The 16,875-nt window shown below is 43.8% G+C and carries 20 protein-coding genes; 14 read left to right on the forward strand and 6 right to left on the reverse strand.

The genetic code is table 11. The annotated features are described in order from the left end of the window. Window positions 1–6 precede the first annotated feature (6 nt). The gene (locus tag AOC29_RS01305; protein WP_215296266.1) at window positions 7–741 is read left to right on the forward strand and encodes a glycosyltransferase family 25 protein; all 735 of its coding nucleotides are present in this window, start codon (window positions 7–9) and stop codon (window positions 739–741) included. A 1-nt stretch (window position 742) separates the two neighbouring features. Here the strand turns inward: AOC29_RS01305 and AOC29_RS01310 are convergent, their stop codons facing one another. Further along, entirely contained in the window at window positions 743–1,702 is a 960-nt protein-coding gene (locus AOC29_RS01310) for a glycosyltransferase family 10 domain-containing protein (protein ID WP_215296267.1), read from the reverse strand. A gap of 36 nt (window positions 1,703–1,738) precedes the next feature. Between AOC29_RS01310 and rfbB the strand changes: the two genes are divergently transcribed. From rfbB to waaC, 5 genes are read left to right on the forward strand one after another with little or no spacing between them, the layout of a single operon-like run. Beyond that, entirely contained in the window at window positions 1,739–2,800 is a 1,062-nt protein-coding gene (gene rfbB, locus AOC29_RS01315; protein ID WP_215296268.1) for a dTDP-glucose 4,6-dehydratase, read from the forward strand. Between the two features lie 13 nt (window positions 2,801–2,813). After that, window positions 2,814–3,755, forward strand: a complete 942-nt coding sequence (gene rfbD, locus AOC29_RS01320) for a dTDP-4-dehydrorhamnose reductase (RefSeq protein WP_215296269.1) — start codon at window positions 2,814–2,816, stop codon at window positions 3,753–3,755. Between the two features lie 33 nt (window positions 3,756–3,788). Further along, the gene (gene rfbA / locus AOC29_RS01325) at window positions 3,789–4,727 is read left to right on the forward strand and encodes a glucose-1-phosphate thymidylyltransferase RfbA (RefSeq protein WP_215296270.1); all 939 of its coding nucleotides are present in this window, start codon (window positions 3,789–3,791) and stop codon (window positions 4,725–4,727) included. Continuing rightward, entirely contained in the window at window positions 4,727–5,302 is a 576-nt protein-coding gene (gene rfbC, locus AOC29_RS01330; protein WP_215296271.1) for a dTDP-4-dehydrorhamnose 3,5-epimerase, read from the forward strand. The genes rfbA and rfbC overlap by 1 nt, the downstream gene beginning before the upstream one ends. Further along, window positions 5,278–6,348 carry a lipopolysaccharide heptosyltransferase I gene (waaC, locus tag AOC29_RS01335; RefSeq protein ID WP_251370029.1) on the forward strand — a complete coding sequence of 357 codons (1,071 nt, stop codon included), beginning with the start codon at window positions 5,278–5,280 and terminating at the stop codon, window positions 6,346–6,348. Before rfbC ends, waaC begins: the two co-directional genes overlap by 25 nt. Here the strand turns inward: waaC and AOC29_RS01340 are convergent. After that, a complete protein-coding gene (locus tag AOC29_RS01340; RefSeq protein ID WP_251370030.1) occupies window positions 6,329–7,963 on the reverse strand; it encodes a TolC family protein in 1,635 nt (544 codons plus the stop codon). The two genes, waaC and AOC29_RS01340, sit on opposite strands and share 20 nt — an antisense overlap. Window positions 7,964–8,072: 109 nt before the next feature. Here AOC29_RS01340 and AOC29_RS01345 point away from each other — a divergent pair, with 109 nt between their 5' ends. Genes AOC29_RS01345 through trmB form a run of 4 tightly spaced genes read left to right on the forward strand, consistent with a single transcriptional unit; the run spans window position 8,073 to window position 11,180 of the window. Further along, on the forward strand, window positions 8,073–8,918 hold the full coding sequence (locus AOC29_RS01345) for an undecaprenyl-diphosphate phosphatase (protein ID WP_215296272.1): 846 nt from the start codon (window positions 8,073–8,075) through the stop codon (window positions 8,916–8,918). Window positions 8,919–8,945: 27 nt separating this feature from the next. Continuing rightward, complete coding sequence (locus AOC29_RS01350; RefSeq protein ID WP_215296273.1) at window positions 8,946–9,404, forward strand: DUF2721 domain-containing protein; 459 nt, start codon at window positions 8,946–8,948, stop codon at window positions 9,402–9,404. A 23-nt stretch (window positions 9,405–9,427) separates the two neighbouring features. After that, complete coding sequence (locus tag AOC29_RS01355) at window positions 9,428–10,363, forward strand: UDP-glucuronic acid decarboxylase family protein (protein ID WP_215296274.1); 936 nt, start codon at window positions 9,428–9,430, stop codon at window positions 10,361–10,363. Further along, a complete protein-coding gene (gene trmB / locus AOC29_RS01360; RefSeq protein WP_251370031.1) occupies window positions 10,356–11,180 on the forward strand; it encodes a tRNA (guanosine(46)-N7)-methyltransferase TrmB in 825 nt (274 codons plus the stop codon). The genes AOC29_RS01355 and trmB overlap by 8 nt, the downstream gene beginning before the upstream one ends. A gap of 11 nt (window positions 11,181–11,191) precedes the next feature. Here trmB and AOC29_RS01365 read toward each other — a convergent pair whose 3' ends face one another. The 4 genes from AOC29_RS01365 to ribBA all read right to left on the reverse strand — a co-directional run bounded on the left by AOC29_RS01365 (window position 11,192) and on the right by ribBA (window position 14,988). Continuing rightward, entirely contained in the window at window positions 11,192–12,664 is a 1,473-nt protein-coding gene (locus tag AOC29_RS01365; RefSeq protein ID WP_215296276.1) for an NAD-dependent succinate-semialdehyde dehydrogenase, read from the reverse strand. A 122-nt stretch (window positions 12,665–12,786) separates the two neighbouring features. Then, entirely contained in the window at window positions 12,787–13,305 is a 519-nt protein-coding gene (gene nusB / locus AOC29_RS01370) for a transcription antitermination factor NusB (protein WP_251370032.1), read from the reverse strand. Between the two features lie 8 nt (window positions 13,306–13,313). Next, a complete protein-coding gene (gene ribH / locus AOC29_RS01375) occupies window positions 13,314–13,826 on the reverse strand; it encodes a 6,7-dimethyl-8-ribityllumazine synthase (RefSeq protein WP_215296277.1) in 513 nt (170 codons plus the stop codon). Window positions 13,827–13,854: 28 nt separating this feature from the next. Continuing rightward, a complete protein-coding gene (gene ribBA, locus AOC29_RS01380; protein ID WP_215296278.1) occupies window positions 13,855–14,988 on the reverse strand; it encodes a bifunctional 3,4-dihydroxy-2-butanone-4-phosphate synthase/GTP cyclohydrolase II in 1,134 nt (377 codons plus the stop codon). Between the two features lie 123 nt (window positions 14,989–15,111). Here ribBA and AOC29_RS01385 point away from each other — a divergent pair, with 123 nt between their 5' ends. From AOC29_RS01385 to AOC29_RS01400, 4 genes are read left to right on the forward strand one after another with little or no spacing between them, the layout of a single operon-like run. Continuing rightward, a complete protein-coding gene (locus tag AOC29_RS01385; RefSeq protein WP_215296279.1) occupies window positions 15,112–15,438 on the forward strand; it encodes a hypothetical protein in 327 nt (108 codons plus the stop codon). Further along, complete coding sequence (locus AOC29_RS01390) at window positions 15,422–15,994, forward strand: hypothetical protein (protein WP_215296280.1); 573 nt, start codon at window positions 15,422–15,424, stop codon at window positions 15,992–15,994. Before AOC29_RS01385 ends, AOC29_RS01390 begins: the two co-directional genes overlap by 17 nt. Continuing rightward, complete coding sequence (locus tag AOC29_RS01395; RefSeq protein ID WP_215296281.1) at window positions 15,991–16,320, forward strand: hypothetical protein; 330 nt, start codon at window positions 15,991–15,993, stop codon at window positions 16,318–16,320. Before AOC29_RS01390 ends, AOC29_RS01395 begins: the two co-directional genes overlap by 4 nt. After that, the gene (locus AOC29_RS01400; RefSeq protein WP_251370033.1) at window positions 16,313–16,870 is read left to right on the forward strand and encodes a Tfp pilus assembly protein FimT/FimU; all 558 of its coding nucleotides are present in this window, start codon (window positions 16,313–16,315) and stop codon (window positions 16,868–16,870) included. Before AOC29_RS01395 ends, AOC29_RS01400 begins: the two co-directional genes overlap by 8 nt. Window positions 16,871–16,875: the final 5 nt, after the last annotated feature.

Below are 16,875 nucleotides of genomic sequence, written 5' to 3' on the forward strand. Positions count from 1 at the left end.
GCTTTAATGCTAATCAATCAGCAACTCATTCAGGTATTAGTCATCTCTCTTGAAAGATCTATAGATCGTAGGGCTAAAGTTGTGCATGAAATGGAAAAAATTTCAATGTCATGGTCTTTTCTAAATGCTATCGACGGCTCTGCTTTAAAAGCCCCCCCTCTCGAATATAAGACTCTTAAGGTTAAGTGGTTACTAGGTCATGAATTAACACCTAATGAAATTGGGTGCTATTTATCTCACAAAGAGGCGTGGAAGCTCTGCGTCGATAAAAATATGCCAACGCTTATACTTGAAGATGACTTTGTATTGGTTTCCAATTTTCAGGAGATAGTTGCTGAGTTATTAGTTAATGATGATCTATGGAATTTTGTAAGGCTGCAGGGTTTGTACAATGTTCCTTTTCAAGCTTTGGGCATGGTGGCCGGAGCTGAACTTGCTAAGAATTTGGGTGATGCTGTGGGTGCTACTGCGTATCTGATAAAGCCTGAAATTGCTAGGCAACTCATTGAAGCTTCTTCTGAGATTTACGAACCTGTTGACCACTTTTTAGAACACTATCAAAAACATGGATTGGACTTTTTGGCTATCAGACCCTATCCAGTTGATATTACGCGTACTAAGTCGACAATTGATGATCGTAGTGAGCGCGAGCCAATCAAGGGTGTTAAAAAACGTATCCGCTCAATAGCCAGAGCTATAGATCGCCTTTTTAGTCCCCGTCCTTGGTTCCCTAAGACTTAGATTAACTAAGCGCTTCATCAAGAATATTCTTGATGAAGCTTTTTAGGTGATCTAGTGAGGGTCTTCTCAGTAGTAATGCTTGCTCTACGTAGGTACTCAGTAATTCTTGGGAATGCAATATCTCCTCCAGCTCGAAAAAGTTGTTAAAAGACATTGAGGCAAGATTAATAAATGATTTTGGATTGAAGTCTGCCTTTACATTTTCATCTGCCCAGGTAATGGGTAAACATCCTGCCATAAAGGCCTCAGGAATTTTTTCTGTGTAATAGCCTGGATGCATACCATTTTCTGGACATAAATTAAATGCAACTTTTTGTAACTCATCATATTTGATAATGCCGCTCTCTAAGTGATTTTTAATGTTTGAATTAAAAGAGCGTCCGTATTCAATTACCTCAATTTGTTTTTTGACTACATTCAATAATGTCTGTCTTGGTTCTCTTAGATGAGATGCAAAAATGGCGGCCTTTTGAGGCCTCAACAGGAAATCATTTCCCAGCGGTTTCATGAGTCTATCCAAATTTAGGAGGCGTCCATAGCGTGGGTTTAGATTCCCTGTTACACCTTCTTTGGACCAATCCACCATTTCCATCCAGTAGGGCATCCGGTAATGATTGGGGTTTACTACACCAAGATCGAAAGAGATTGCGTAATCACAATTCTGAAAATCATGCCTTACGTTTTCGCCGGTGATTAGAAGTTTGGGTGAGCCATTTCTTGCTGAGCGATCATTGGCTACGTCATTTTTTGCATTTGCAATGAGCGGTCTGAGTGGCTTCGGTACCCAATTAAACACTTTCTTTTCCTTTAAAAAGGGGCCGACTATCATTAGGGCACTATCGCTAGCGTTAGACCAAACTGGTTCATATCCCAGACTTCTGACAATGGCTGGAAATAGCGAAGTTTCGAAGTCCTTGGCAACACCATGGGCTGCTAATTTGATAGGTTTGAGCTTAGACATGATTTACATGATAATCCCATAAAAGGGTGAATAAATATGGTTTTGGTTACTGGCGGCGCAGGCTTTATTGGAGGAAATTTTGTGCTTCATTGGCTATCTGATATGAGCGCGGAAGGCATCATCAATCTCGATAAGCTCACCTATGCGGGCAATTTGGCAACTTTGGCCTCTCTTGAAGGCGATTCCCGACATATCTTTATTCATGGTGATATTGGTGACCAGGATTTGATAGGGAAGTTGCTTCAAGAATATAAGCCTCGGGCAATCATCAATTTTGCTGCAGAGAGTCATGTAGATCGCTCCATTCATGGCCCCGCAGATTTTATCCAAACCAATGTAGTAGGCACTTTTAATTTGTTGGAGTGTGCCCGTGAGTATTGGAGCGCTCTTCAGGGCTCAGAAAAAGAGCAATTTCGTTTTCACCATGTCTCTACTGATGAAGTGTACGGATCTTTAGCTGATTCTGATCATGCATTTAGAGAGACTAATCCCTACGAGCCTAATAGCCCGTATTCTGCATCTAAGGCAGCATCAGATCATTTAGTGCGCGCTTGGTTCCATACGTATGGACTCCCAGTTGTTACAACCAATTGTTCGAATAACTATGGGCCGTACCATTTTCCGGAGAAGTTAATTCCGCTCATCATATTGAATGCATTAGATGGCAAGCTGCTGCCAGTGTATGGCGATGGCCAGCAAATTCGTGACTGGCTCTATGTTGGCGATCACTGCTCTGCGATTCGCGAAGTGTTGGCTAATGGTCGCCTGGGTGAAACTTATAACATTGGCGGCTGGAATGAGAAAGCCAATCTTGAGGTTGTAAATACCATCTGTAAAATTCTGGATGAGTTAAAACCCCGTACTGATAAAAAATCGTATGCAGTGCAGATTGCTTTTATTAAAGATCGACCTGGACATGATCGTCGCTATGCCATTGATGCCGGTAAGATTGAAAAAGAATTGGGTTGGCGACCCGCCGAAACCTTTGATACCGGTATTCGTAAGACCGTCCAGTGGTACCTAGATAACCCAGCTTGGGTGCAAGGGGTTGTCACAGGCTCTTATCACGATTGGCTCGAAAAGCAATACCTAAACTAATGATAATTCGCTGATGAATATTCTTGTTTTTGGAAAAGATGGTCAGCTCGGAAAGGCTTTTGAACAGCAACTTCAGCATTCATTCTTCCAAAGAGGCAACACAATTCGTTTTGTTGGTCGTGATGAATGCGATCTTATGGACGCGATTCAAATTACTGATTTGCTTAATGCCTTTAAGCCACAGTTGCTGATAAATACTGCCGCTTATACTGCGGTCGATCAGGCAGAGACAGAATCAGATTTAGCTTTTGCAATTAATACAAAAGCTCCGGAAGTGATGGCTAAATATGCCGCTAGCCATGGAGCAACACTTCTTCATTTTTCTACAGATTATGTCTTTGATGGATCTAAACGGGGCTCATATACGGAGCTAGATAGAACCAACCCCTTGAGCGTCTATGGTAAGTCAAAAGAAGTTGGTGAACGCGCAATGCTGAATGCTTTTTTTGATAATTCTCCAGGCCAATTCGCCATTCTGAGGACTAGTTGGGTTTATGGTGATGGCGGTAATTTCATCCGCACTATTTTGCGATTGGCAAAAGAGCGAACTTCTCTCCAAGTGATTGATGATCAATATGGTGTTCCCACCAGCGCAACCTGGTTGGCAGAAGTGGGCTGCTATTTGACGATTGATGGTGAAAAGCCTAGGCAATTTACTTCAGGTATTTATCATGCGGTTCCACTAGGCGAGACGAATTGGTACGGCCTAGCTTCTTTGGTGGTTCAGTCGGCATTGGATGCTGGCCAGCAATTGCAAGTCTCTCCCACTGCCATTTCTCCGATTCCTGCTTCAGGGTATCGGTTGCCAGCCCCAAGACCCATGAATTCTCGTTTATCTACGAATAAGCTGCAAATTGAGCTTGAACGTCTGGGTCTTGTGTCAAAATTACCCCATTGGAATACACCGTGGGATGAGCAAGTAACCGCTTACGTCAAGCAATTATCTAAAAATTGACGTTTTGCTTCATCCTAGTAAATAGGAATCAAGATGGCAGATAGCCTTAGAGAAAATCGCAAGGGAATCATATTGGCTGGTGGGTCGGGCACACGCCTTTATCCGGTCACGCAGGCGGTTTCTAAGCAACTTATGCCGGTGTATGACAAGCCGATGGTGTATTACCCATTGACCACCTTAATGTTGGCGGGTATTCGAGACATTCTGCTCATTTCTACGCCTCATGACACGCCACGCTTTACAGAATTACTGGGCGATGGATCTCAGTGGGGCTTAAATATTGAATATTGTGTACAGCCTTCGCCAGATGGTTTAGCTCAAGCATTTACTCTTGGAAAAAACTTTATTAATAATCACCCAAGTGCATTAGTGCTTGGGGACAATATTTTTTATGGCCATGAGTTAGTAGCCAACCTTGAAAGTGCAGATGAGCGTGACAACGGCGCAACTGTGTTTGCTTATCATGTGACCGATCCAGAGCGGTATGGTGTAGTCGAGTTTGACAAAAGTCACAAAGCAATTTCGATTGAAGAAAAGCCAGCACAGCCTAGAAGTAGTTATGCAGTTACAGGCCTCTATTTTTATGACAATCAAGTATGTGATATCGCCAGCTCAATTAAGCCAAGTGTCCGCGGTGAGCTGGAAATTACAGACGTCAATCGTATCTATCTAGAAAAAGATCAACTCAGTGTTGAGATCATGGGTCGTGGTTTTGCTTGGCTAGATACCGGAACGCATGACTCTTTATTGGATGCCGCCGGTTTTATTGCGACCTTGCAAAAACGCCAAGGTTTGATGGTCGCCTGTCCTGAGGAGATTGCCTATCGGCAGGGTTGGATTGACGCTGAGGCTGTCCAAAAAGTGGCTTCACAGTTGAGTAAAAACAGCTATGGTCAGTATTTAAAAAAGATCCTCAATGAAATGAAAAGTGGTGCGCAACCTACTGCTTTGACATCTAAAAAGGTTGTTTAATGTCAGGCTTTAAACAACATTCTAAAATTACCGTAACGCCTACATCAATTGATGGTGTTTTGATTATTGAGCCTAAAGTATTTGGTGATGAGCGTGGCTGGTTTACTGAATCCTTTAATGCGCAGGATTTTTCGGATGCAGCGGGCCTAAACGTAGAATTTGTCCAAGATAATCATTCTTTCTCTCGCCAATCTACATTGCGTGGCATGCATTATCAGTTAGAGAAAACACAGGGTAAGTTAGTGCGAGTCGTATCTGGGGCTGTTTATGATGTGGCTGTAGATCTCAGGGAGAGCTCACCAACCTATGGTAAGTGGATGGGCCTAGAGTTAAGCGCAGAAAATCATCAGCAGTTATGGGTTCCGGCTGGATTGGCTCATGGATTCTTAGTTCTTTCGCCAACTGCGGAGTTTTTATACAAAACCACTGACTACTATCACCCTCAAAGTGAGGTTTGCTTAGCGTGGAATGACCCCTCAGTTGCAATCCAATGGCCGCTTCCATTGGATTCAAGACCCAATCTCAACACTAAAGATTCAGCCGGCCTTTCTTGGGACCGAGCACCGAAGTTTTAATGGTGGATTCAAGTAAATCTCCCAAGATATTGCTGGTTAAGTTGTCATCGCTTGGTGATGTGCTGCATAACTTACCAATTGTTTGGGATATTCGGGCGCGCTTACCTAACGCACAAATTGATTGGGTGGTTGAAGAAGGGTATGTCCACCTCTTAACACCGTTACTAAGCAGTGAGGGCTTTAGAGGCATTGATCGCATTATTCCTTTTGGCCTGCGTCGCTGGAAAAAATCACCCTTTAGCTTACATTCTTGGGAGCAATTTTTTGTATTTAAGAAAGAGCTTCAAGGGGTGACTTACGACGTCATTATTGAAACTCAAGGATTAATAAAGTCAGCGTTAGTTTGTGCTCTGGCTAATAAAAGTTCGGATGCTGTGGTTGCAGGACTTGCAAATGCTACTGAATTTTCTGGATATGAGCCTATGGCTCAATATTTTTATAATGAGATTGTTCAAGTTCCGCTCCAATGTCATGCAGTTCATCGTTCGCGTTGCATAACATGCTCAGCTCTCGATTGGCCGCTGATTGATAAGACTGAAAAGCCTAATTTCTACCCCGATACCTTTGTGGAGACAATTGGTTTCAAACGGGTAATAGATTTGCAGATACCTTACATTTTGTTTTTCCATTCAACTGCAAGAGATGCTAAGCGCTGGGCCAATACGCATTGGGTTGAACTTGGTAAAAAGCTCTCAGAGCAAGGTTATCAAGTAGTTCTTCCTTGGGGAAGCGCCGTCGAGAGGGCAATTAGCAGGGAGTTAGCTGAGCAAATTCCGGGGTCGATGGTACCAAACGCTTTTTCTATTGAGGAGGCATTTTCTGTGATTGCAAACTCAGCATTGGTGGTTGGCGTTGATACGGGCCTTACACATTTGGCTGCTGTGCTCAATAAACCAACTATCGAGATTTATTGTGATTCACCAAGATGGAAGACAGAAGGCTATTGGTCGAAAAAGATTCGCAATTTTGGTGATATTGAAGCCCCACCTGGAGTTGGTGAAGTGATAGATGCTGCTTTGGATCTCCTTAGCGTAACAAAGAATTAATTGCAATTAAGTCTTCATCAGTTAGAGCAGCAACATGTGCTTTAAGTTTGATTGCATTTAGGATAGTGTTATAACGAGCCTGTTGCAGTTGGGATCTAGTGGTAATTAAAGTATCCAGTGCAATTAAGACATCGATATTAATTAAAGTTCCAACTTGGAATCCCAGCTTACTAGATTCGAGCGCAGAGTTGGAAGATCGTTCGGCCGCCTCATAAGCTTTAACGCTGGCAAGACCACCATAGAAACCTGTGAAAGCTGCACGCGTATTTTGCGCCGCAGTACGGCGAGCGTTATCGTAGTTAGCTTTTGCTGAATCCACTAATGCGGCATTTTGACGAATAACAGAGCTATTAAAGCCGCCAGACACCAAAGGTATTGTCATTTGCAGGGCAACTGTATTGTTGTAAACATTGGTATTAGCGGGTGTATAGCTATTTGGTGTGCCATTTGAGGTGTTATAACCACTGGTACCAACAAAATTAAGCGAAGGATAGTTCAATGCCTGAGAGGCGCGATAGGTACTTTCAGCAAGACTAACTGTTAGCTGACCCGCAAGGACATTAAAGTTTGCTGCTTCCGCTTGATTAATCCAGTCATCTAAGGTTTGTCCTGGTGGCAACTGTGGATTCACGCTTTCGGCAATTGGAACCCCTTTGACATCTTTATTTTTAGAGCGTGGATCTTTCAGCACGCCATCGATTTTTGCTTCCTTAATTAATGGGCGAAGAGGGCCAACCGGCCTTCCTACGAGCTGCTCTAGAACCCCGCGCTTTACCACCAAATCTGCTTGAGCAGCAATTTCTTGGGAATTGGCTAAATCTAGTGCAGCTTGCGCAGTATTAACATCGACAATGGTTGCTAAGCCGGCATCAAATTTTGCCTGTGCAATTTCTAGTTGTTGCTTAATGAGACTTTTTTTATTGCGATATAGCTCAACATTATCCTGGCTAGTCAGAGCATCAAAATAAGCTTGAGAGACGCGAATAATTAAATCTTGTTGCGCTAAATAAAAGCGCATATCTGCAATCTTCGTATTTAAATCACCCTGCTTGAATGCCTCGAGGGCAACCATATTAAAAACGGGTTGCGTTAAGGTAACGGTGTAGCTCTTTTGGTCAAAGACGCGTGAATTACCAGGGCCAGCAGCCACCACGGTGCTTCCTTGGCCATGTTGGTAATAGCGTGTTCCACCAGGGGTTGCATTTGCTTGTGGAAGCAATAAAGAGAGGCCTTGCCAGAACAATTCTTTACTGGCCTGGTAATTAAAGCGCGCTGCATTTAAAATCGGATCGCTAAATGCCGCCTCTTGGTATAGCTGAATCAAATCAGTTAATTGCTCTTTTTGATTGTTGCTATTAGTGCTATTCACGCTTGATGGCGCAGAAGTGTTAGGTAGAGCAGTTTTGCTTGGCACTGGTGCAATTTGAGGCGGCTGCTCCAAGCCTATTAATGTTGAGGCGCTGATTGAGGTCGGCAAAGCGGGCCTTACCGCGCCATTAGGGCTTTGGGCAAATGTCAACGAGCTCCAAGAATTTAGGCCGAGCGCCTGGCTCAGGACCAAGCCAAAGATGGTCAGTCGAGAAAGGCGAAAGCGTGCTGGGTTCATCAAATTCATCTACTTTTAAGGTGCATGAAGTTTAAGGCTAAATCGCTTTAGAAGGGTATTTGCCCTCAATTTTGCCAAATAAGCTTTGGTAACTTCATATCCCTATAAAATTTGTCCCATGGATATTATATTGTTACTAAAAGTAGTGATTTTGGGTGTAGTTGAAGGATTTACAGAGTTTTTACCCATCTCTAGTACCGGACACCTTATCTTGGTCGGAGATTTGCTTGATTTCAATGACGAGCGGGGTAAAGCCTTTGAGGTCATTATTCAGTTTGGCGCTATTTTGGCTGTCTGCTGGGAATTTCGAGAAAAGCTCCTGAAGGTTGCATCCTCTTTTGTGACGAGCGCTAATTCAAGACGTTTTGTCTTGAACCTCATCATTGCCTCTATCCCTGCGATGGGTTTGGCATTTATCTTTGGCAAACATATCAAGGCAATTTTATTTTCACCGGTTCCAGTTGCAAGTGCTCTCATTGTTGGAGCATTGATTATTTTTTGGGTTGAGCGTCGCCAGGAAAAATTAAATACGACTCACAGTCACATTCATTCGGTAGATGATTTGTCTTATTTAGATGCATTGAAGGTTGGTATAGCTCAATGTGCTGCATTAATTCCTGGCACATCCCGCTCAGGCGCTACGATTATTGGAGGAATGTTATTTGGCTTGCCACGAGCTGTAGCTACTGAATTTTCTTTTTTCTTGGCTATCCCTGTTATTGGGGGCGCAACTGCCTATGAATTGCTAAAGCTTTGGAAAAATCCTGTCGCTATCTCTGGAGAATTTGGCCTTGCGATTGCCATTGGTTTTGTGGCTGCATTTATTTCTGCTTTTATTTGTGTGCGCTGGTTAATTCATTATGTCGCACATCACAATTTCCTTCCATTCGCTTGGTATCGGATTATTTTCGGATTATTGGTCTTGGGGACTTCCTATAGCGGCTTAATTGCCTGGTCACAGTAATTACTGAAAGAATTTAGAAAGCTCAATATGGATGTATCAATAGACGCAATCACGAATAATATTCAACTGGCTTTAGCCCCAGTATTTTTGTTGACTGCCGTAGCTACTCTGATTAATGCCATCTCTGGTCGTTTAGCGAGAACGGTTGATCGTATGCGCACAATTCAGAATGCGTTATATGAGGGTAAATTTAAGGATCAAGAGTCTTTAAAGCATATGGAAGTTGAGGCTAATGAGGCTAAGATTCGTGGACGCCTCTGTACCGCCGCTATCTTTTTTGACGTCTTAAGTGGTGTTTTTATCTCTCTTACCGTTCTTGAGTTATTTTTCTTTCAGGCAGGCGCTGCCCGTTCCCTGCAGACAAGCTATGTGATTTGGACCTTCGTGCTGGGTCTGATATCCTTCATGACATCATTATTGATTGTTCTAGCCGAAGTGGTTTATGCCTATAGATCCGCCGGCTGGAGAGCCCCTAGAAATTATTAAAACATCTTATTCAATATAAAAATATGAACAAAATTCTGATTACTGGTGGCGCGGGCTTCTTAGGCTCTCATCTCACCGAGAAATTACTCAAAGAGGGTAATGATGTATTGGTGGTGGATAACTATTTCACTGGCTCTAAAGAAAATTTGGCTCATCTGTTATCAAATCCTCATTTAGAGTTAATGCGTCATGATGTAACTTTTCCTCTTTATGTAGAAACCAATCAAATTTATAACCTTGCTTGTCCAGCGTCTCCAGTACATTATCAATATGATCCAGTGCAGACCACTAAGACAAGCGTGCATGGCGCCATTAATATGCTCGGCCTTGCTAAAAGAACTCGGGCACGTATTTTGCAGGCCTCCACTAGCGAGGTCTATGGCGATCCAGAGGTACATCCTCAGCCCGAGGAATACTGGGGGAAGGTCAATCCAATTGGCATTCGTTCTTGCTATGACGAAGGCAAGCGCTGTGCTGAAACCCTCTTCTTTGATTACAACCGTCAACACAATCTAGATATCAAAGTCGTACGTATCTTTAATACTTATGGTCCGCGGATGCATCCGAATGATGGTCGCGTTGTGAGTAACTTCATAGTACAAGCCTTGCAAGGCAAAGACATTACTATTTATGGAGATGGTCAACAAACTCGCAGTTTTTGTTACGTTGATGATCTCATCGATGCCATGGTCAAAATGATGAACTCCGAACAAGGTTTTACTGGTCCAGTGAATATTGGCAACCCTGGCGAATTCACTATGCTCCAATTGGCGAAAACCATCCTTAGACTCTCCGGCAGTAAATCAAAGATTGTTTATCAACCCTTGCCTCAAGATGATCCTAAACAACGTCAACCGAATATTGAATTAGCTAAAGCGAAGTTAGGATGGCAGCCAAAAGTAAATCTAGAAGATGGCCTGAAAGAGACAATTGCCTACTTTAAGAAGGTTGTTGCTTAAGTTGATCGAGCAAGCAGCAAAAAAACAAGAAAAACGATTTGAGCGTATTCGCTCATTTGTTTTAAGGGCGGGAAGAACTACTACAGGACAACAGCGTGCAATCGATGATCTAGGTCCACGATTTTTGATCCCATATCAAGAAAAGAAGCTTGATATGGGTAGTGCGTTTGAGGGATCTACAAAACCCAAGATTCTAGAAATTGGTTTTGGTATGGGCGAGACCACTGCCAAGATCGCTGCCTTAAGAAGTGAGGATGACTTTTTGGCAATTGAGGTACACCCTCCGGGAGTTGGCGCCTTATTGAAGCTGATTGGAGAAAATAATCTCACCAATCTGCGCCTGATTCGTCATGATGCTGTTGAGGTTCTGGAGAATATGATTGCACCAGAATCTTTAGATGGTATTCATATTTACTTTGCAGATCCCTGGCACAAGAAGCGTCATCATAAGCGTCGCCTGATTCAAGCTGAATTCGTTAGATTGCTGGTATCTGGTTTAAAGGTCGGTGGATATTTGCATTTGGCAACAGATTGGCATAACTATGCAGAGCAAATGCTCTTGGTACTCAATGCCGAACCAACTCTTCAAAATACTTCCAGCCAATTGATTAAAATTGAAACTTTTGGAGTAGAAGATCTCGCTAAACCAGAAGAGGCTGGGGAAAAATTAAATGAATTTAAACCCACTGCTGAGCAATTAAGTGCGCCGCATCTAGGTTATGTTGAGCGTCCAAGCTATCGCCCAGTAACGAAATTTGAAAACCGTGGCATCAAGCTGGGCCACGGCGTGTGGGACTTGGTTTATAAAAAGAAATAAAGCCCTAGGTGTTATAGACCAACGCAGACGTATTTCATTTCTAGGTATTCATCCATTCCGTAGACGCTGCCTTCGCGACCAAGGCCGGATTGTTTAACACCACCAAACGGGGCAACTTCATTAGAAATGATTCCGGTGTTGACCCCAACCATTCCATATTCTAGGGCTTCTGCAACTTTCCAGATGCGCCCAATGTCGCGACTATAAAAATAGGAAGCCAGGCCAAATTGACTATTGTTGGCTAATGCAATCACTTCTTCGTCTGTTTCAAAAGGAATAATCGGGGCAACAGGGCCAAAGGTTTCTTCATAGGTAATCAACATCTGATTATTGACATTGGATAGGATGGTGGGCTCATAGAAGTTCTTTGAAGCAATACTTCTCTTGCCTCCTGTAACAAGTTTGGCACCTTTACTAATAGCATCAGCTACATGCTTTTCGACTTTCTCTAAGGCCGCCGCTTCAATCAGTGGTCCTTGAGTAATGCCTGGCTCCATACCGTTACCCACTTTGATCGCTGTAATCGCTTTGGCAAATTTTTCAACGAATTGATCTTGAACTTTTTTATGGACATAAAAGCGATTGGCACAAACACAGGTCTGCCCAGAGTTGCGGAACTTGGAGGAGATGGCGCCAATGACTGCAGCATCAATATCAGCATCTTCAAACACAATGAAGGGAGCATGACCACCTAGTTCTAAGGCTATTTTTTTAACCGTTGGAGCGGATTGCTCCATCAGAATACGTCCAACTTCTGTAGAACCTGTAAAGGAGAGGTGACGCACTGTTGGTGAGGCGCACAGTGTTTTGCCAATCACAACAGATTGGTTGGCATCAGCGGTAATGATGTTGATGACCCCATCTGGAATCCCAGCGCGCACTGCTAGTTCTGCCAAAGCTAAAGCTGATAAGGGCGTAAGTTCTGCTGGTTTGATCACAATCGTACATCCCGCCGCTAAAGCGGGCGCAATCTTGCGTGTAATCATCGCAATCGGAAAATTCCAAGGAGTGATAGCTACACATACGCCGATAGGCTGCTTAAGTACCATCATACGTTTATCGCCCCAAGTGGTTGTAGGAATAGAGCCGGCAACACGTTTTGCTTCTTCAGCAAACCACTCAACAAAAGAAGCCCCATAGACTACTTCGCCAGAAGCCTCTGCTAAAGGTTTGCCTTGCTCCAATGTCATGAGGGTGGCGAGATCTTTTGTGTTCTCAATAATGAGATCGAACCACTTGCGCATGATTTGGGCGCGCTCTTTGCCAATCTTATTGCGCCAAGCAGGAAGTGCTTGCTCGGCTGCCTTGATAGCCAATTCTGCATCCTTGCTACCCAGGTTGCTTACCGATGCGATTAATTCATCGGTAGCTGGATTGTTGACTGCAAATGTTTCTTTAGAGTCAATCCATTTGCCATTAATAAAGGCCTGCTCTTTAAATAGGCTAGGATCTTTTAAAAGGCTGCGAATATCAATTTTTTGCATGATGAACTTTTCCGATCAAAAGGGGTACGCACTGTTTAGAATGATTTTATCCCTAGAAGTAAAAAAGCCCCATAAGCCTTAGCTTGTGGGGCTGATATCGCCAACTAACTCAATGAACTGATTTATTTCCCTTGGGTTTCAGCTACCCGTAGTTTTTGAGCTAAGAGGTCTAGGACGCCATTGACATATTTGTGGCCATCAGTACCGCCAAATGTTTTAGCAAGTTCTACGGCCTCATTAATGGCGACTTTGTAAGGCACAGATAGGTCGACAGATAATTCGTAGGTGCCAATTAAAAGAGCGGCATGCTCTACTGGCGATAGCTCATTGATGGGTCTATCAAGCGCAGGCGTAATGATGGCCTCAAGTTCGTCAGTACGCTCTAATACGCCTTGAAAAATACCATTAAATAAATCAAGTTGACAACGCTTAAAAGCAGGATCTTCAGACAATTGCTTTGAGATTGCTGCACCATTAGGGGGGCTACCTGCACGACGCACAACTAAGCTTTGATACACGCCTTGGAGGGCATATTCACGAGCGCGACGACGTGGCGTCAGGGAGCGTTTTGGGGCTGCAGACTTGGTATCGCCATCTTTAGCAAAATTTGCTTGAGAAGGGTTAAGAGTCGATTTGTTCATATGAATCATTACTCTTCACCAGCATTCATTTCGATATCAATATCTGGAGTTAGCGCTAAAGCAAGGTTGGCCATTTCCACAACAGCTTTTGCGCAATCAGCACCCTTCACATTCACGCGTACTTTTGCTTGCTCATCGGTATCGCAGGTGAGCACTCCATTGGCAATTGGTAAGCCAGAGTCAATGGAGATGCGAGTAATTCCAGAAGCAGATTCATTAGAGACCAGTTCAAAGTGGTAGGTTTCACCACGAATCACCGCGCCTAATGCTACCAGCCCATCAAACTCATCTGTTTCAACAAGCTTTTGAAGTGCAAATGGAATTTCGAGGGCACCTGGTACGGTAACTAACTTAATGTCTGATTGAGAAACGCCCAAGGAAATTAATTCACTAATGCAAGCATTTGTGAGGGCAACACAATGATCTTCATTGAAGCGTGCTTGCACAATACCAATGCGTAAATCTTGGCCATTGAGATCTGCTTCTAAAACGCCTACAAAGTCATTATTTGAATCGGTCATGATCATATTCCAATAGGATAAATACAGATTACTTGGGCTGATACGGGGTATAGCCAGTAACCTCTAGCTTATAGCCCGAAAGACTGGGTACAGGATTTGGGTTTGCTAATAAGCGCATTTTACCGACACCAATATCTTTCAAAATCTGAGCACCGATTCCGTAACTTCTGAAATCTGTTTTACGAGACAAAGGTTTTTTCACTTCATCTGTTGATTGATTCAATTTTTGAAACTGCGCCAACCAATCTTCGTTGTTGGGTGCGGCAATACCAGCAGCATTCAAAAGAACAGCAACTCCGCTAGGGGCGGCGGCTATGTGCTGCAGGGCTTGCGCTAGCGGCCAAGAGTGATTGCTGACCTTAGCATCTAGAAAATCGAGAACAGTGACGGGTTCATGCACGCGAACAAGGGTTTCTAGCCCTTCGGATGGCTTACCGTGAACAAGTGCAATATGAATGCAAGAGCTTGGTGTGTCGCGATAAATAATGCCTTCAAACTTGCCCCATGGGGTAATAAATTCACGCATTCCTTCGCGCACCACAATGCTTTCATGTTGGCTGCGATACTGAATGAGATCAGCGATACTACCAATCTTCAGTTGATGTTCTTTGGCGAATTCCAGTAAGTCAGGCAGACGTGCCATGCTGCCATCATCTTTCATGATTTCGCAAATCACGGATGTTGCTGAGCAGCCGGCCATTGCGGCAAGATCGCAGCCAGCTTCAGTGTGGCCAGAGCGAATCAGAACGCCACCTGGTTGTGCCATTAAGGGGAAAATATGGCCAGGCTGAACCAAGTCACTTGGTTTAGCATTGGGCGCAACCGCAGTCTTAATGGTGAGGGCGCGATCTGCAGCAGAAATACCTGTAGTGACGCCACTTGCAGCTTCAATCGAGACTGTGAAATTGGTGCCCATTGAAGTACCGTTATCGCGCACCATCAGGGGTAAATTCAGTTGCTGGCAGCGTTCACGGGTCAAGGTCAGGCAAATGAGTCCACGACCATGTTTGGCCATGAAATTCACCACTTCAGCACTGACGTGGTCCGCTGCTAAGACTAAATCACCTTCATTCTCACGATCCTCTTCGTCAACGAGAATGACCATCCGGCCGGCACGTATCTCGGCGATGATTTCTTCTGTAGGGGCAAGGGTGTTTGGCATAGCCCTCTATTTTAAGCTGAGCAGGCGCATGTCGTTATCCTCCAGCAGTAATCTTCCGCTTTTCTGACAGCAAGAGCCTCTGAATGCTGTTTCGGCGCCTATCGAAGCCTTAGAAAATGGCGTATGCGCTCAGAATCACCTAATGGATTCATCCTGCTAGAAGTTTTGGTAGCAATGAGCCTCATTTTGGGGGTTTGGATGACTTCCATTGGCGCTTATCAGAGTTTGGCTCTTCGGCTCAATCAGCAAGAAAGCAAGCATTCACAACTGAGGCAGGCTGTAGACGCATATGAGCTCGCTGAGCAAGTGAGAGCCAATAGCAGTCAAAATAAATCTCCCAGTATCCCTAACACTTTTTCTAAGGGCTTGAAGAATGAATCTTCTCGAGTGTCTAGTCGCAATCGCTCTTTGCGTTCTGTTGCTAAATCCACTTTTGAAAACGAGCGCTGATCTGTTCGTCAAACAAATCGAGTATGAAAAAACGCACGCCTTGACTACTGAAGCAGAGCGCGCCCTAGAGTTAATTGGCCGCGCGCTTCGAATGGCTGGTTATCAAAATATTAAATCTATCCATCAAAAAATTGATCAGAAAAATTCAAACCTAGTAATTGAAATTCAGAAAAGAAGTGGTTACCAGAGATCAGATTCTTTAGTCATCAGGCATCAGTTATCTGATGGTGTTGATTTTGATTGCATTGGGAATGTTTTAACGAGTGATCGAACAAAAAATAACTTAGCTCTTCAAGGTTTTCTAGTAGATAGACAGGCTAGTTTGCCTAAGGGCGCAAAGACTAATGGCGGCTCGCTCCTTTGCCAGTCATTGGATCGTCAAGGACGTATTCAAAATACAACTTTGATGAATGGCATCAATTCCTTTAGGGTTGAGGAGTTAGGAAGCCATTCAAATCTAGGGCAGCGGGCTTTTAAGATCAAGCTTCAAATGACTGATGGCGCTTCAATTCAGAAGGATTTTGAGCGCATCTTCACCACCAGAAATCTTCCATGATTTTGGCTTGGGTTATTTCATTATTGCTTTTGTGTTCGTCTTTGATTGTGTATCTAGAGCGATTGACAGTCTTACGCATGATTCAGGTGCAGACTATCGAGCATGCGCATGAAAGATTTATAACAGCAGAAAAATCAGTTTTAGAGTGTGAAAACAATATCACTAACTTATCTGCATTAACTGAAAATAATTGCTTTATTCAACCTGCAGGAAAAAACCAATGGTTAATTTCTAGTAAAGAGAAGCCAACTATTCAAGTGCACGTCTTGGCGAATGAAAAATCAGGTGTGGTGACACGACTAAATTGGCGTCAAGCATTTGAATAAAGATCATCACCTTGAATCAGGAGCAAGCTTGCTGGAGTTAATGGCGGTAGTTTTAATCCTTGCCATCTCCGCAACAATCACGATGCCACTGTTACAGGAGCAAATTGCTATTCGTGAAATTGAATCAGTGGCCAGAAGATTTATTGCGCATGCCCAATTTGCTCGTCAGCAAGCCTTACATCTCGGTGAGCCTGTAAAAATAGAGCCTCTCTCGAATAGGTCTTGGGAGGACGGGTGGAGTATTAATAGTGGCTGCCTTGGCAGGAGTCCCAAATCCACTTGCGTCGATAAAACATGGATCTCGCATGGCAAGACCGATCCGATTTTTTTTAAGGGTGGGGCTAGGCACTTTATTGATCCACATACAAGCAAGATAGGGATTCTTTTTAATGCTGCCGGAGCGGCCAAGACGGCTCAAGGTGGATTTGTTGCTAATCGTCTGATTTTGGGCCATCAGAGGGTTTCTGGCTTGGAGCGCCAGCTGATACTGGGTAGTGGTGGTCGATGGCGTATCTGTGACCCAGCCAGGGATACAAAGCGTTGCCATTGAATGGT

The organism is Polynucleobacter sp. JS-JIR-5-A7 (assembly GCF_018687935.1).
Classification (GTDB): domain Bacteria; phylum Pseudomonadota; class Gammaproteobacteria; order Burkholderiales; family Burkholderiaceae; genus Polynucleobacter.